Annotated in this window: 13 protein-coding genes; 8 read left to right on the plus strand and 5 right to left on the minus strand. The window is 70.8% G+C overall.

Going from position 1 to position 15,560, the window contains the following annotated elements; genetic code table 11:
- Positions 1 to 145: 145 nt before the first annotated feature.
- The 3 genes from OG285_RS26085 to OG285_RS26095 all read left to right on the plus strand — a co-directional run bounded on the left by OG285_RS26085 (position 146) and on the right by OG285_RS26095 (position 3,623).
- Complete coding sequence (locus OG285_RS26085) at positions 146 to 493, plus strand: hypothetical protein (RefSeq protein ID WP_371792396.1); 348 nt, start codon at positions 146 to 148, stop codon at positions 491 to 493.
- 7 nt (positions 494 to 500) lie between these two features.
- Positions 501 to 1,190: an MFS transporter gene (locus tag OG285_RS26090; RefSeq protein WP_371793619.1), complete on the plus strand. Its 690-nt coding sequence runs from the start codon at positions 501 to 503 to the stop codon at positions 1,188 to 1,190.
- A 393-nt stretch (positions 1,191 to 1,583) separates the two neighbouring features.
- Entirely contained in the window at positions 1,584 to 3,623 is a 2,040-nt protein-coding gene (locus OG285_RS26095; protein WP_356825385.1) for an MFS transporter, read from the plus strand.
- Between the two features lie 90 nt (positions 3,624 to 3,713).
- On the opposite strand, the gene OG285_RS26100 is transcribed toward OG285_RS26095, so the two are convergent.
- Complete coding sequence (locus OG285_RS26100) at positions 3,714 to 4,190, minus strand: GNAT family N-acetyltransferase (RefSeq protein ID WP_371792397.1); 477 nt, start codon at positions 4,188 to 4,190, stop codon at positions 3,714 to 3,716.
- 99 nt (positions 4,191 to 4,289) lie between these two features.
- Between OG285_RS26100 and OG285_RS26105 the strand changes: the two genes are divergently transcribed.
- Together OG285_RS26105 and OG285_RS26110 are read left to right on the plus strand one after the other, a co-directional pair.
- Positions 4,290 to 4,907 carry a hypothetical protein gene (locus OG285_RS26105; RefSeq protein ID WP_356825381.1) on the plus strand — a complete coding sequence of 206 codons (618 nt, stop codon included), beginning with the start codon at positions 4,290 to 4,292 and terminating at the stop codon, positions 4,905 to 4,907.
- A complete protein-coding gene (locus OG285_RS26110; protein ID WP_371792398.1) occupies positions 4,907 to 5,698 on the plus strand; it encodes a hypothetical protein in 792 nt (263 codons plus the stop codon). The genes OG285_RS26105 and OG285_RS26110 overlap by 1 nt, the downstream gene beginning before the upstream one ends.
- 196 nt (positions 5,699 to 5,894) lie before the next feature.
- On the opposite strand, the gene OG285_RS26115 is transcribed toward OG285_RS26110, so the two are convergent.
- Positions 5,895 to 6,215 (minus strand): antibiotic biosynthesis monooxygenase, encoded by a 321-nt coding sequence (locus OG285_RS26115; RefSeq protein WP_371792399.1) that lies wholly within the window; start codon positions 6,213 to 6,215, stop codon positions 5,895 to 5,897.
- Between the two features lie 246 nt (positions 6,216 to 6,461).
- Here OG285_RS26115 and OG285_RS26120 point away from each other — a divergent pair, with 246 nt between their 5' ends.
- Positions 6,462 to 7,667, plus strand: a complete 1,206-nt coding sequence (locus OG285_RS26120; RefSeq protein ID WP_371792400.1) for a helix-turn-helix domain-containing protein — start codon at positions 6,462 to 6,464, stop codon at positions 7,665 to 7,667.
- A gap of 492 nt (positions 7,668 to 8,159) precedes the next feature.
- Here OG285_RS26120 and OG285_RS26125 read toward each other — a convergent pair whose 3' ends face one another.
- On the minus strand, positions 8,160 to 9,206 hold the full coding sequence (locus tag OG285_RS26125; protein WP_371793620.1) for a DUF2330 domain-containing protein: 1,047 nt from the start codon (positions 9,204 to 9,206) through the stop codon (positions 8,160 to 8,162).
- A gap of 642 nt (positions 9,207 to 9,848) precedes the next feature.
- On the opposite strand from OG285_RS26125, the gene OG285_RS26130 reads away from it, so the two are divergent.
- A complete protein-coding gene (locus tag OG285_RS26130; RefSeq protein WP_371793621.1) occupies positions 9,849 to 11,954 on the plus strand; it encodes a bifunctional glycosyltransferase 87/phosphatase PAP2 family protein in 2,106 nt (701 codons plus the stop codon).
- 33 nt (positions 11,955 to 11,987) lie between these two features.
- Here the strand turns inward: OG285_RS26130 and OG285_RS26135 are convergent, their stop codons facing one another.
- Entirely contained in the window at positions 11,988 to 13,232 is a 1,245-nt protein-coding gene (locus OG285_RS26135) for a cytochrome P450 (protein WP_356825375.1), read from the minus strand.
- Between the two features lie 292 nt (positions 13,233 to 13,524).
- Between OG285_RS26135 and OG285_RS26140 the strand changes: the two genes are divergently transcribed.
- Positions 13,525 to 14,694 carry a steroid 3-ketoacyl-CoA thiolase gene (locus OG285_RS26140; protein WP_356825373.1) on the plus strand — a complete coding sequence of 390 codons (1,170 nt, stop codon included), beginning with the start codon at positions 13,525 to 13,527 and terminating at the stop codon, positions 14,692 to 14,694.
- Here the strand turns inward: OG285_RS26140 and OG285_RS26145 are convergent.
- Positions 14,678 to 15,529, minus strand: a complete 852-nt coding sequence (locus OG285_RS26145; protein ID WP_371793622.1) for an ECF transporter S component — start codon at positions 15,527 to 15,529, stop codon at positions 14,678 to 14,680. The two genes, OG285_RS26140 and OG285_RS26145, sit on opposite strands and share 17 nt — an antisense overlap.
- Positions 15,530 to 15,560: the final 31 nt, after the last annotated feature.

Consider the following 15,560-nt stretch of genomic DNA (forward strand, 5'->3'; position numbering starts at 1 on the left):
CGTACAGGCGTGCAGACCTCTTGACATGTATCAATTCAGAATTGATGCTGCATGAAACTATCCATGCACGCCTGTCGGCTCCGTGTGCCGCAGCCGGCGGGCGGGCCGCCCCGAGCAGCCGTGACCGAGGGGACAACCTGACCCGATGGCAGACACCGGCACCTCCTCACCACCCCCCGCTCCTGCCTCGCCTCCTGCCCCGGCCACGTCGTACTCCTTCGACGACGCGCCCCTCAACCGCTTCCACCTCAAGGTCACCGCGCTGACCTTCGGTGCCAACTTCTCCGACGGGTACCAGCTCGGCGTCATCGGCATCGCCCTCACCCTCATGGCCCCGCAGATGGGCCTGGGCGCCGTCTGGCAGGGCATGCTCGGCGCGTCCGCCCTCATCGGCAGCATCGCCCTCGGCTGGCTCGCCGACCGCATCGGCCGGCAGAAGCTCTACACGCTGAACTTCGCCCTCATCACGGTCGCCTCGGTGGCCCAGATCTGAGGGCCGCATCGAGGAGGCGCGGGCCGTCGTCGCGCGGTACATCGGCCCGAACGTCGACTTCGAATCGGTCCGCAGCACCCCGCAGTCCGAGACCTCCTCGTCCGGCTCCTACCGGGACCTGTTCAGCCACGAGCAGTGGCGCGCCACCACGTTCGGGATCTTGTACTACAACTGCCAGGTCATCCCGTACTTCGCCATCTACACCTTCCTGCCCGTGGTGCTCGCGAAGTTCGCGATGGACGAGAGCGTCACCGTGGACGGCCTGCTCAACGGCTTCCTCTTCCTCGGGAGCGTCGCCGGTCTGTGGTGCGTGGCCCGCTTCTCGCGACGCGCCTTCGTCACCGGCTCGTTCGTCGTGATGGCGCTCGCGCTCGGTCCGATGGGGCTCTGGCCGGGTGGGCCGAAGCTGCTGCTCTTCGTGCTCTTCCTGGTGTTCACCCTGGTGATGTCGGCGGCCTCCAACCTCGACCAGGTCTATCCCCCCGAGCTGTTCCCGACCCCCCTCCGGGGCTCCGGCGTCGGCCTGCTGAACGGGCTCAGCCGGGTGGGCTCCGCCATCGGTACGTTCCTGTTGCCGCTCTCCATCGACCACCTCGGCTTCGCCACCTCGATGACCATCCTCGCGGGCTTCCTCGTGCTCGGTGCGGTCGTCTCGGCGGCCTGGGCGCCGGAGACCGCGGGCGCGGCCCTTGAGTGATCTGTTCCGAATCTGTTCCGGCCTCTGTTCCGGCCCGAGGCGCGGAGACGGGGACAAGGTGGTCCCGCCCGCCGGTCAGGGTGTGCGGGCGGAACCACTTTGTTTCGTCAGGGTACAAAATAAAGTGTGCTGAGCGCCAGAGGCAGTGCCCCCCGGCCCGAGGCGGCACCGGTCCCCGCCCCGTCACCCGCTCGGCGGTGGCCGGTTCTGCTGGGTACGCGGTCCCCGCCCCGTCCTTCGGCGGATCCGGTGGTGGATCCGGGGGCCGCGTTGTACGGCCGGACCCGCAGCGGATCGCCGGCCTCATGGCCCACCGGGGCCGCCCCCTTCGGCTCGTGGCTGAACCGGCGGCTGAACTCGCGGCGTCCATGCCGCAGCACCAGGATGGGAGGCATGGCTCAGGAAACCCCGGCACCCCCGGCGGCGCCGGTGGCGGCCGACGGGCAACCCCAGCGGTCCGTCCTCGTGGCGATCGGCGCCCTGCTGCTCGGAATGCTCCTCGCCGCCCTCGACCAGACGATCGTCTCCACCGCACTCCCCACGATCGTCAGCGACCTCGGGGGCATGGAGCATCTGTCCTGGGTGGTCACGGCGTACATGCTGGCCTCGACCGCCGCCACACCGCTCTGGGGGAAGCTCGGCGACCAGTACGGCCGCAAAAAGCTCTTCCAGACGGCCATCGTCATCTTCCTGGTCGGCTCCGCCCTCTGCGGTGTCGCGCAGAACATGCCGCAGCTCATCGGCTTCCGCGCGCTCCAGGGCCTCGGCGGCGGGGGCCTGATGGTGCTGTCGATGGCGATCGTCGGCGACATCGTCCCGCCCCGTGAACGCGGCAAGTACCAGGGGCTGTTCGGTGCCGTCTTCGGCGCGACGAGCGTCCTGGGGCCGCTGCTCGGCGGGCTCTTCACCGAACACCTCACCTGGCGCTGGGTGTTCTACATCAACCTCCCCATCGGCGTGATCGCCCTCGGTGTCATCGCCGCCGTGCTGCACATCCCGGTCCGCTCGACGAAGCACACCATCGACTACCTCGGTACGTTCCTCATCGCGTCCGTCGCCACCTGCCTGGTGCTCGTCGCCTCGCTCGGCGGCTCCACCTGGGCCTGGGCGTCGGCGCAGATCATCGGGCTCGCGGTGCTGGCCGTCGTGCTGCTCGCCGCCTTCCTGCGCGTCGAACGGGGCGCCGCCGAACCCGTACTGCCCCTGAAGCTCTTCCGTATCAGGACCTTCGTCCTCTGCTCGCTCATCAGCTTCATCGTCGGCTTCTCGATGTTCGGCGCGATGACCTATCTGCCGACCTTCCTCCAGGTCGTCCAGGGCGTCTCGCCGACCATGTCCGGCGTGCACATGCTGCCGATGGTCTTCGGCCTGCTGCTCTCCTCGACCGCCTCCGGCCAGATCGTCAGCCGCACCGGCCGCTGGAAGGTCTTCCCGGTCGCCGGGACGGGCATCACCGCGATCGGGCTCGCGCTGCTGCACCGGCTGACCGAGCACAGCTCCACCTGGTCGATGAGCCTCAGCTTCTTCGTGTTCGGCCTGGGACTCGGCCTGGTCATGCAGGTCCTGGTGCTCGTCGTGCAGAACGCCGTGAGCTACCAGGACCTCGGCGTCGCCACCTCGGGCGCCACCTTCTTCCGCTCCATCGGCGCGTCCTTCGGCGTGGCCATCTTCGGCACCATCTTCACGACCCGGCTGCACGGAAAACTCAGCGACGCCCTGGCCGGCCGCCCGCTGCCGCCCGGGGTGAGCGCGGGCAGCCTGCAGGCCGACCCGCGGGCCATCGCCGCACTCCCGCCGAGGCTGCGCCCGCAGGTGCTGCACGCGTACGCCTCGTCCATCACCGATGTGTTCCTGTACGCGGTCCCCGTGGTGCTGCTCGCGTTCGCCGTCTCCTGGTTCCTGAAGGAGGACAAGCTGCGCGGCTCGGTCACCACCCCCGAAGTCACCGAGACACTCGCCTCCAACCCGGTCCAGCGGTCCTCGTACGACGAGGTGATGCGGGCCCTCTCGGTGCTCGGCAGCCGGGAGGGGCGCCGTGAGATCTACGAGACGATCACCGCGAAGGCCGGTTACGACCTGCTCCCCGCCACCAGCTGGCTGCTGCTGCGCATCAAACGCCACGGCCTGGTCGAGCCCGGTCAGCTGGCCGAGACCGCGCCGGTCCCGCTGCGGGCCATCACCGAGGCGGCCCGGCAGGCCGAGGAGCGCGGCCTCGCCGTCCGCGAAGGGGTGCAGCTCGCGCTGACCGACCCGGGCGTGAACGTCGCGGCCCGGCTCGCCAAGGCCCGTGAGGAGTCCCTCGCGGAACTGCTCGGCGACTGGTGGGGTCCCGAACGGCCCACCGATCTGGTCGTCCTGGTCGAGGAGCTGAACGGCGAGCTGTGCGGCTCGGACGCCGAATGGCCGCGCGAGCACGAGCACCGGACGGTCTGACGCGGCCGGCCCCTCCTGCGCCGCTATGGATCGGCAGTCGCAGCTACAGATCAGTGGCCACAGGACAGTTCAGTGGTCACAGGTCGGTGACTACAGATGCTTTCCGTACCAGATCTCCATGTACGGGCCGGTCGCGTACGCCGGTATCTCCTCGTACCCCTGGCGTACGTAGAGCCCGCGCGCCTCGACGAGATCCAGCCGGGTGTTCAGCACCATCCTCGTCGCCCCGAGCCGCCGCGCCGCGTCCTCCAGTGCGGCGAGCAGGATCCCGCCGCCGCCGGTGCCGCGCTGTCCGGGGCGGGTGTACACGCGGGTGAGCTCGGCGGTCGCCGGGTCGAGCAGCAGCACCCCGCCGCAGGAGGCGGGTTCGCCCGCGTACCGCCCGACGAGGAACTCGCCGGTGGGGAAAGCGAGTTGCTCGACACCGTCGCTGGACAGGCCGTCGTCGATCTCCTGCCGGGTGGCGGCCCGCCGCCAGTAACGGCCTGCCACCTCGCCGTAGTAGGAGCGGCGCAGCGCGTACGCGTCGGGGGTGTCGAACGGCTCGGGGGCCACGATCCAGGTCACCGGAGGCAGTGTCGCCGAGGCGCCGCCGTTTGGCACCCGAATTCCGGGACACTCGAACGGCGTACGAATAACCGCCCGTCCGCGAGGAGGAAGGTACCCATGCCCACAGTCCTGATCGTCGCAGTGATCGTGGTGTTCGTCGCCGTTGTCGCCGCTTTTCTGTACTTCGCACCCGGCAGGGGGAACCGCCATGGCAGCCTGAGACGCCGCTTCGGCCCCGAGTACGACCGGGTGCTGGCGCGCCACGACGGGGACACCCGGGCCGCGGAGGCGGAGCTCGGTGAGCGTGTGAAGCGCCACGGCTCGCTGGAGACGCGTCCGCTGACCCCGGAGACGCGCGAACGGTACGTGTCCCGGTGGACCGGGCTCCAGGAGCAGTTCGTCGACTCGCCGCAGCAGGCGGTCGCCGAGGCCGACCGGCTCGTCGCCGCCCTGGCCCAGGAACGCGGATTCCCGGCTGCCGAGGACCGTGAGAACCATGTGGACGCGCTGTCGGTCCACCACCCGCACCACGTCAACGGCTACCGCACGCTGCACAGTTCGGTGGAGGCCGGAGCGGGCACCGAGGATCTCAGGGCCGCACTTCTCGAAGCGCGCGGGCTCTTCGGCGAGCTGGTGTCCACGAGGAAGCACGACCCGGACCGCAGGCCCGAACCGGTCCGCGACCGCCAGAAGGTGCTGCCGACGCGGCACCAGGCGAAGGGAGAGGGTGCGTAATGGCGTACGAACAGGAACGGCCGGAGCGGGCGGTTCTGCCGGAGCAGCGGGACGGGACGGAGCAGCCGGCGGCGGCGCCGGGGCAGACCGAGGCCGAGCGGGCCGGGCGAGCGGGCACGGTGTCCGATCCGACGGCGGGAGTCCAGGACCCGGTCGTCGGGAACGGCCCCGAAGGGACCGGCAACGCCCCCGGCTACAGGACCGGCTCGGGAGCACGCGGTTCGGATGCGCGCGGCTCCGACGGGAACGGCTCGGATCTGCGGGTCCCGGAGGTACGCGGCGACGGCTTCGAGGCGGGCACGGCGGGCGGCCACGCGACCGCGCCGGTGCCGGACTCCGTCGCGGAGGCGGGCGCGGAACCGGCCGCGGACGTACGGGGTACCGGGTTCGAGGCCGAGGAGGCAGCCCGGCACACCACCGCGCCCGCCACCGGCCACGGCCGGACCACCACGGCTGGCCAGCAAGCCACCGACCTCCCCGCGACCGCCCCGGCCGCCACTGAACCGGCCGCCGCCGGACTCGTGTCCGCCGGTGAGCGCGAGAAGCTGGAGCGCCGACTGCACGGAGCCGTCAGCGGTTTCGTGGACGCCCCGAGGGAGGCGGTCGAGCAGGCCGACCGGGTCCTCGACGAGACGGTCACCAGGGTGACCGCCCTCCTCGCCGAGCGGTCCAGGAGCCTGCGGACGTCCTGGCACGACAGGCGCGGCAAGGACGGAGCGACGGAGACGGAAGAGCTGCGGCTCGCGCTCCGCGCCTATCGCGAGGCGACGGAGCGTCTGCTGAAGCTCTGATCAGCCGTTCCTCGGGGCGGCCTGCTGGACGGCCTCGAAGGCCACAGGGACGAGCCGGAGGCGGCGGGCCTGGGACGCTCGCCGCTCTCTGCGCCGCCGCCGCGGGCATGGACGTGGCCGTCCACTGCGCGAAGTCGGCCCCCGCACCGGGTTGTCCAGGTGCGGGGCACCGTACCGAGCAAGTGACCGCCGAGAACTATGCGCTCTTGGGCGCCGCCTGCTGCACGACCTCGAAGGACCACACCGAGGAGCCGCTGGAGGCAGGCTTCGGGCGGTCGCCGCCGCCCTGGTGGGCCGCCTTCATGGGGCCTTCCATCCACGCCTGGAACGATTCCTCGTCGCGCCACCGCGTGTACACCAGGTAGTCGTCGGTGCCTTCGACCGGGCGGAGCAGCTCGAACCACTCGAAGCCGTCGGAGTTCTCCACCGTCCCCGCGCGGGAGGCGAACCGCTTCTCCAGTACCTCGCGCTGCTCGTCGGGCACGGTCAGGACATTGATCTTTACGACGCTGGGCACGTGGCACCTCTTACTGGACGAGACCGAACGTGGACACCTGATCTGGACCACGTGAGAGCAGTCTCGTACATCAGGCGGTAGAAACAGCGTGAAGACGACTCACAGTCGCCCCCGAAGCCTGGTGAGCCGTTTTTTCCAGGATCAATGTGCGCGTGAGGGCTGTACCGGCGCACTCTGCGTGTGGCGGGACTGAGCTGACCGTCGTTCGGCTCCCGCTCTCGGGCCACCGCGGCGTACCGTCAGGGTGTGAGCGAGCACCTTGGAGACAAGATCGGTCGACTCCGGCGCCTGGCCGACCTCACGCAAGAGGGAATGGCCGAGCGGTCGGGCGTCTCCGTCGACGTCATCCGGAAGCTTGAGCAGAAGCGGAAGAGTTCCGCACGGCTGCCTACCCTCCACGCCTTGGCCAAGGGGCTTGGAGTCGAGCTGACCACGCTCCTGGGGGACCCGCCTGGGGTCCCGTCCACCGGTGAAGCTGATCCGCCCCAGCTGGTAGCCGTCCGCAGGGCCATTCACCCGCTCGTGTTCGCTCCACCCGAGGACCCCGACGGGGCAGACGTACTGACGCCTTCTCTCCTGCGGGCCGAGATCGCCGACGCCTGGAGTCTCTATCACTCTGCCGAGTTCCCGCAGCTTCTGAACCTGCTGCCTGGGATCCTCGCTGACGCTCGTCTCACGGCGTCCGAGGAGGGTACCGAGGGGCAAGCCGCACTCGGCAAGGCGTATCAGCTGGCCGGACACCTGAGCATCCGTCTGGGCAAGCTCGATCTGGCTCTGGCGGCTCTGGAGCGTGCCATAGGTGCTGCCCAGGTCTCAGGGGATCCGCTTCTGGTCGCGATGATCTGTAACTCTCCGGCGTGGGCGTACCAGAGGTCCAACCGCCTGGACGACGCGAAGAGCATTGCTCTGCACGCGGCTCAGAATCTGGAACGGGACGGCCTCATTGACGACGCCTCCGGGCTCCGCGTCTGGGGCGGGCTGACGATGAGCGCGGCCACCTCATACGCGCGGTTGGACGAGTACGACAGCGCCGACACGATGATGCGCGCCGCTGAAAAGGCCGCCGGACGCCTGGCGAAGATGCCGCCCACCGAGGGTGACGGACGGCTCCTGTCCATCTTCAGCAAGTCTTCCGTCCGCATCGAGCGCGTCCGTCTGGCTGTGCAGCACGAGCGGCCGGCGGAGGCTCTGGAGCTGGCCAAAGGCATGCGCCTGTCGAAGGACACGCCCTCGTCATGGCGTACATGGCTGCTCCTTGACGTGGCACGGGCTCACACCGACCTGGGGAACGCGGACGGGGCTGTCAAGGCACTGGAGTCGCTGCGGCGTGTTGCGCCCACGTGGATGCGGCATCACACGCTGGCTGTGGCCATCGTCAATGACCTGTGGGAACTTCCATCACGCCCCGCGGGGCTGCGCCCGATCGCGGAATTCCTCGGCGTAGCCAATTAGCGTGGCGTAACTAGGACGCTCCATCCCTGGAGTCCCCCCGATCGTGGCGGAATGCTCGACGCATCAGCCACAGCGGGAGGTGCGGTCACCTGCGCGACCAGACGACGATGTCAGGCCCAGTTCAATTATCCGAACCAGGCGGGTCGCCCGCTCCCGCGCGCGGTTGTGATGTCTGCACCGCGCTGGTCGGCCAATGGCCACCGTGAGGCGAAGCGGCAGGCATGGCCCGACCGTCCCTGTCCGATCCACACGGGTACTCCTGTGCCCGCGCGGGCTGACCGAGGTGTCAGCTGACCTCTGCCCCCACTGGTCCGCCTGCCTCCCCCCACGGCGGAAGGGTCGGGGTGTCGTCGTGCCCAGTTCGTGAGCCGTGCACGGGTTGGGCCGGGGCTCCTCAGATTCGTCCATGTGCGTGGGTCGGCAGACTCATTGATCTTCACGATGCTCATGTCGCCCACCCTGCCGTCCGGGCGCCCGTACGTGCCGGGCGGGTCAGAGGAGCGGCGGCGGCCCCTGCACCGGCGGCGGAGGTGCGACCGGGCGACGGCGGCGGGCGCGCACCAGCAGCAGCGCCGCCACGACGAGCACCACCAGCACTCCGCCCGCGGTCAGCAGCCAGACCGGGAGCCCGCCCACCGTCAGCAGCTTCTCCTCGAAGATCACCCGCTGGTAGGGGCGGTCGGAGGCGGTACGGCGCAGTTCGTGGTCCCCGTCGATCCGGGACGGTTCGGGGAAGCTCTGTCGCAGCGCGGTCAGATACCGCTCACCGTCCGCGAAGCGGCCCAGCGCACCGGTGGACGGAATCCGCCCGGCGTACGTCACTTCGGGCGGCAGCCCGCCGATGGCACTCCGCGGCTCCATCCGGTGCGCGGCCAGCACGTACAGCCCCAGGGTCTGGGGATTCCGCGCCCGCCGGGACAACCGCATCGGATAGACGGGCCGGTCGCTGGCGAAGCTCAGCCGCAGTGGGTCGAGGACGCCCGTGAGCGTGCCGCCCTTGCGGTCGGGGGCCAGCCGCACCGCGACGTACTCCCACTTCTGGTCGACGTAGGGCTTCAGGTCCTGCGACATCCCGCCGGGCAGCCGGAAGCCGTTCACCCGGAGCCAGCTGTCCAGGGCCCCGGGGTCGGTGGCCGTCAGCCGGGCGACGTCGAAGGGGCCCAGCCGCTCGCGGCCGACGACACCGACGGCGGGAGCGCCCGCGGGGCGCGCGGCGCCGGACGTGCCGTCACCACCGGACCCGGAGGCGAACGGCCAGTCGCCGCTGCGCGGCCAGAAGTGGTCGCGGGTGCGGTGCACCGGTGCGGTGACCGAATCCAGCGCGTCGAAGAGAGCGTTGTCGCCGAGCGTGACCGTGGCCCGGTGCGGGACCGGCATGATCCAGGCGGCCCGCGCCGCGTTCCCCGCGACCGTCAGGCTCATCACGATCTGCTCGCTGCGACCGTCCCAGCGCACCGCCGACGTCTCCCGGTCCACACTCAGCCGGGACGCCGGGTCGTGCACCAGCGCACCGCACCCGCAGGCGTACGCCGGTGCCATCAGGGATCCCAACTGCACCGCCAGCAGCGCCAGCACCACAAGCAGCGTTCTGCTCCGCCGCCGCGTTCCCGGTCCGCGTATCGCCCGCACCCGCAGCCCTCGTACCCGCATCCCCTGTCCCCGCATCCCCCGTGGCCTCTCCCCGTCGCCGTGGCCTGCCGCCGTGCCGTGCCGTGCCGCCGTCCGACACGAGCACAGACGGCGTGCGGAGGAGGTCGGTTCCGGACAACCCGGCGGGAGGCCCGGCACCGCCCGGCGCGGCCACGGGCGTACGTGGCGCCGAGGGGGCCACGGACCGGAGGGGCCTGCGGCCGGGCCCGGGCAGTGCTTGAATGGCCCGGCTGGACAGGCCCGGGGAGCCGGTCACCGGCGAGCCGGGACGGCGATCCCGGCGAGGGTGTCGCCGTACCGCCAATGGTCGCTTTCACCGCGACCCTTGGCCGGAACTGTATGGGCCGGGTCAGGTGAACAGGGGGTTGCCTGCGTCCCTGCTCCGGAGCAGTGCGAGTCTCTATCAGACAAAGGGCCGGGTATCTCCGGTAATGAGGACGGGCGGAGGGCCGGCGGGGCGTGGCGAACGACGGGCACAGCGGGGCGCGGACTGCGGTGGACGCAGGAGCGGGAATCGAGCGGGCACGGGCGGTGCTCTGGCTGGTCGTCGCCGCACTGGCGGTCCGGCAGGTGGCGGCCATACTGCGGTTGCCGCCCAGCAGACGCCTCACCGACCTGGAGACGTGGACCGGCGCCGAGGGCGTGCTGCACATCGGCGGGCCGCTCTACGCGACGGGAAAGTTCACCGGTACCCCGTTCGCCGGTCTCGTGCTGAAGCCGCTGACCCGCTCCGCCGAACAGAGCCTCGGTGTCGCCTGGACCTTCGGGTCGCTGCTCCTCGTCGTCGTCCTCGGCATGGTCGCGGCGCGGGCGCTGCCCGGCGAGGTCTCCCGGCGTACGTCGCTGATCGCCGCGCCCGTCGCGATCAGCCTGCTGATGCTCTCGCTGCCGGTGCGCAACGCCTTCCACCTCGGCCAGACCAGCATCATCCCGGTGCTGCTCGTCCTGCTGGGGTGCTTCGCCGTACGGGACGAGCGGGGCTCCGGAGTGCTCATCGGGCTCGGGGCCGCGCTCCAGCCCACCGTGCTGCTCTTCGTACCGCTGCTCTGGCTGACCGGCCGCAGACGCGCCGCGCTCTCCACCACCGCCGCCTTCGCCGTCTGCACCGCCCTCGCCTGGGCCCTGATGGCGCGCGACTCCTGGACGTACTGGGTCCACCACGTGGCGGGAGCCGGTCTCGGTTCGCACCCGGACGGGCTCGCCAACCAGTCCATGCACGGCGCCCTGCTGCGCTTCGGGCTGCACGGGCCGCTGGAGATCGTGGTCTTCCTGGTCCTCGCGGTGGCGGTCTCGGTGCTCGCGCTGCGCCGCGCCGCGCGGTACGCGCAGGACGGACAGCTGCTGCTCGCCGTCGCGGTGACCGGCTGCGCGGCGGTCGCCGTCTCGCCGACCGCCTGGCAGCACCAGCTGCTGTGGGTGCTGCTCGCGGTCGTCGGCCGGGTCGGCCGGCGCGCCGCCGACCGGATGGTCTGGCCCGCCGTGGTCGTGCTGGTGAGCACCCTGCCGGGCACGATGCTGCTGCCCAACATGGCGGCGCTGTACCCGGTGCGCGACAACGCGGTGCTGCTGACCGCGCTGGCCGCTGCCTGCGCCGTGCCGTTCATGGGCCGCACCGCGCCCGGCTGGGACGCGGCCGAGCCGACCGTGTACGCCGCGCCCGTCCCGGCCCGCTGGAGCCGGGTGCCGCTGCTGCCGTTCTGGCGGCGGGTGCTGACCCGCCCCAATCTGCTGCTCGAACTCCTCGCGATCCGCGTCGGCTACTCGGTGTACTCGCACATCCGGGCCGCCGCGACCGGCGGCCGGTCCGCCGCCGAGGCGCACGGCCGTACGGTCGTCTCGATCGAGAAGGCCCTGCACATCAACATCGAGCACTGGGCGAACCACGCGGTGGTGAAGGTCCACTGGCTCGAATCGTTCTTCAACTTCTACTACGAGTCGTTCCACTTCGTGGTGCCGCTGGCGATCCTCGCCGTGCTGTACGTCCGCCGCCCCAGCGACTACCGCTGGGCGCGTACGTCGCTCTCGTTCGCGACCCTCCTCGGCCTGGTCGGGTTCTACTTCTTCCCGCTGGCCCCGCCCCGGCTGATGCCGGGCCTGGGCTTCATCGACTCGGTCCACGGGGTACAGGACCTGGCGCACCCGGACTACGGCGCGATGACCGCGATGACCAACCAGTACGCGGCGATGCCCTCGCTGCACTTCGGCTGGGCGCTGTGGTGCGGCGTCACCGTCGCGGTCCTGGTCCCGAAGCGCTGGATGAAGGCGCTCGCGCTGCTCCACCCGCTCTTCACGGTCAGCGCGATCATCGCCACCGCCAACCACTGGGTGCTCGACGCGATCGGCGGGGCGACGGTGGTGGCGCTCGGCTTCGGGCTCACGTATCTACTGGCGGGCCCGCGCAGGCTGCTGGCGCCCGACGCCGTGCCGGCCGACGGGACGAAGGGCGTGCCGAACGAGGTGCCGGACGACGGGACGAAGGGCACGGCGAAGGACGGGACGAACGACGTGGCGGAGGACGGTGCGGCGGGCGGGAGTGCGCCCGGCCGCGCTCGCACCGCCGCCCCTCCGGAGCCGGAACCCCCGTCCTCCGGACCCCCGTCCTCCGAGCCCGAGCCGGAGGCGGCCGGGGCCGGCTGACGGTCCTCCGGCCGGGGCCCGGCCCCCGGCCGGTCAGCCGCGGTTCACCTGGAGTTCCTTGATCCCGTTCAGCCACGCCGAGCGCAGCCGCCGCGGGTCACCGGTCAGCCTGAGGTCCGGCAGTACGTCCGCGATGGCGTTGAAGATCAGGTTGATCTCCAGTACGGCGAGGGACTTCCCCAGGCAGAAGTGCGGGCCACCGCCGCCGAAGCCGAGGTGCGGATTGGGGTCGCGGGTGATGTCGAACTGCTCCGGGTTCTCGAAGACCTCGGGGTCGTTGTTGGCCGACGAGTAGAAGATGCCGACCCGCTCACCGGCCTTGATCTGCTGCCCGCCCAGCTCCAGGTCCTGGGTCGCGGTGCGCTGGAAGGAGACCACCGGGGTGGCCCAGCGCACGATCTCCTCGGCTGTGGTGTCCGGCCGTTCGGCCTTGTAGTGCTCCCACTGCTCGGGGTGCGTGAGGAAGGCGTGCATGCCGTGGCTGATCGCGTTGCGGGTGGTCTCGTTGCCCGCGACGGCGAGCAGGATGACGAAGAAGCCGAACTCGTCGGACGACAGGTTCCCCTCGCCCTCCGCCGCGACCAGCGTGGACACGATGTCCTTGGCCGGGCACTCCTTGCGGTCAGCGGCGAGGTTCATCGCGTACGAGACGATCTCCATCGCCGCCTCGGTGCCGACCTCCTCCGTGATCGCGTACTCCGGATCGTCGTACGCCGCCATCTTGTTGGACCAGTCGAAGATCTTTGACCGGTCCTGCTGCGGTACGCCGATGAGCTCCGCGATGGCCTGGAGCGGCAGCTCCACCGCGATGTTGGTCACGAAGTCGAAGGAGCCGTCGTCCGCCGCGCCCGCCAGTGCGGTCTCGACGATCGAGCGGGCCCGGTGGCGCAGGGCGTCCTCCAGTGAGCGGATGGCGCGCGGGGTGAAGCCGCGCTGGACGATCTGGCGGACCCGGGTGTGCTCCGGCGGGTCCATGTTGAGCATGATCAGCCGCTGTACGTCGATCTGGTCGCGGCTGATCGACTCGTTGAAGCGGATGACGGCGGTGTTGGTGTTCGACGAGAACAGCTCCGGGTGCGTGGAGACGTACTTGACGTCCGCGTGCCGGGTGACGGCCCAGTACCCCTCGTCGCCGAAGCCCGCGATCCCGGTCGGCTGGGTGCACCACCAGACCGGCGCGGTCTGTCGGAGCTGGGCGAACTCCGGGTGCGGGACCCGGGCTTGGAGAAGATCCGGATCCGTGAAGTCGAACCCTTCGGGCAGATGGGGGCAGTGCATCGGCTCCTCCAACTCCAGGTCTGGCTGACTGCTGTCTGGCTGACTGTGTCCGGCGCGGACCGTCTGACGACCCATCAGAAGTGGTCCGAAAGATAGTAACGAGTTCTACAAGGAGCAAGGGTTCCGGACGGAGTTGTTGCGCGCCAAGAGGGCGTGCGGCACCGCAAGACCGTGCACGGGCCTTGCGTACCGGGGGTAGCACTCATAAGACTGCACAGAGAACTAGAACGCGTATCAGTTCTTCCGCCGGGCGCCGGGACGCCCCGGCGGACGTGGAGGAGAGGACGAGCTCATGGCCGCGGAACCCGTCATCGTCGAAGCCGTACGTACCCCCATCGGCAGGCGTGGAGGCGCCCTCGCCAATCTCCATCCCGCCTATCTGCTGGGCGAGACCTACCGTGAACTCCTGGGCCGCACCGCCATCCACGCCGACTGCGTCGAGCAGATCGTCGGCGGTACGGTCACGCACGCGGGCGAGCAGTCCATGAATCCGGCGCGCAGCGCGTGGCTGGCGATGGGGCTGCCGTACGAGACGGCGGCGACCACCGTGGACTGTCAGTGCGGATCCTCGCAGCAGGCCAGCCACATGGTGGCCAACATGATCGCGGGCGGCGTCGTGGACATCGGCATCAGCTGCGGTGTCGAGGCGATGTCGCGGGTGCCGCTGGGCAGCGGCTCCAAGCACGGTCCCGGCAAGCCCTTCCCCGACGAGTGGAACGTCGACCTGCCCAACCAGTTCGAGGCCGCCGAGCGGATCGCCCGCCACCGGGGACTGACCCGTGAGAACGTCGACTCGCTGGGTCTCCTCTCGCAGGAGAGGGCCGCGGCGGCCTGGGCCGAGGAGCGCTTCAAACGGGAGACGTTCGCCGTCCAGGTGCCCACCACCGAGGACGAGCAGGCCGCAGGGCAGGGCATGTGGCGCCTGGTCGACCGCGACGAGGGGCTGCGCGACACCACCATGGAGGGGCTCGCCGGGCTGAAGCCGGTGATGCCGGTCGCCGTGCACACCGCGGGGAACTCCTCACAGATATCCGACGGCGCCTGCGCGATCATGTGGGCGTCCAAGCGGATGGCGCGAGCCCTCAAGCTCAAGCCGCGGGCCCGGATCGTCGCCCAGGCGCTGGTGGGTTCGGACCCGCACTTCCATCTGGACGGGCCGGTCGACGCGACGCGTGCGGTGCTCGGCAAGGCGGGGATGTCGCTCAAGGACATCGACCTCGTGGAGATCAACGAGGCGTTCGCCTCGGTGGTGCTGAGCTGGGCCCAGGTCTTCGAACAGGACCTGGAGAAGGTGAACGTGAACGGCGGGGCGATCGCGCTGGGGCACCCGGTGGGGGCGACCGGCGCCCGGCTGATCACCACCGCGCTGCACGAACTGGAGCGCCGGGACAAGGAGTTCGCACTCATCACGATGTGTGCCGGTGGCGCGCTGGCCACCGGCACGATCATTCAGCGGCTGTAGAGCCCGCGGCGGATCCGGGCCGGGCAGGACCGGCCGGGTCCGCCCCTGCGACGGGGCCCGCCCCTGCGGCGGAGGCAGCCTCCGCCGCGGAGGCCGTCCCCGTCCCGAACGCGGCCTCCGCCTCGAAGGCCGCGCGCCGGGTCGCCCGGCGCAGCGCCTTCAGGATGGCCGGGCCGACGACCAGGGTCAGGACGACGGTGACGGCCGCCCGCCCCAGGTCCCAGCCGAGCGAGGTGGCCGCGCAGTAGGCGAGGAAGCGCGTCAGGTTGGCCCCGACCGCGTCACCGGGGTGGAAGGAGATCCCGGTGGAGAGCCCGCCGATGTAGGTCCAGCCCTGCAGGTTCATGACCGTGCCGTACGCGAACGCCGCCAGGCACCCGTATCCCGCGAGCATCAGCACTTCGGCCCGCCCGCGCAGCCGACGGGCGCCCGGCAGCAGCCCGGCGCCCATCGTGAACCAGCCCATCGCCAGCATCTGGAAGGGCATCCACGGCCCGACCCCGCCGGTGAGCAGGGCGGAGGCGAACATGGTGACCGAGCCGAGCACGAAGCCGAATCCGGGCCCGAGCACCCGCCCGCTCAGCACCATCAGGAAGAACATCGGCTCCAGCCCCGCCGTGCCCGCGCCGAGCGGGCGCAGCGCGGCGCCGACCGCCGCCAGCACGCCGAGCATCGCCACCGCCTTCGCGTCGAGACCGGCGTCGGCGATGGTCGCCACCACCACGGCCACCAGCAGCGGGAGCAGCGCGGCGAACAGCCAGGGGGCGTCCTGCGAGTGGGCGAGCCCGGACGCGGAGTCGGCGAGCAGCGGCCAGCCGAAGGCGAACACCCCCATCACCGTGATCAGGACGAGCGCGGCGACCGAG

This window comes from Streptomyces sp. NBC_01471 (assembly GCF_041438865.1).
Taxonomy (GTDB): Bacteria; Actinomycetota; Actinomycetes; order Streptomycetales; family Streptomycetaceae; genus Streptomyces.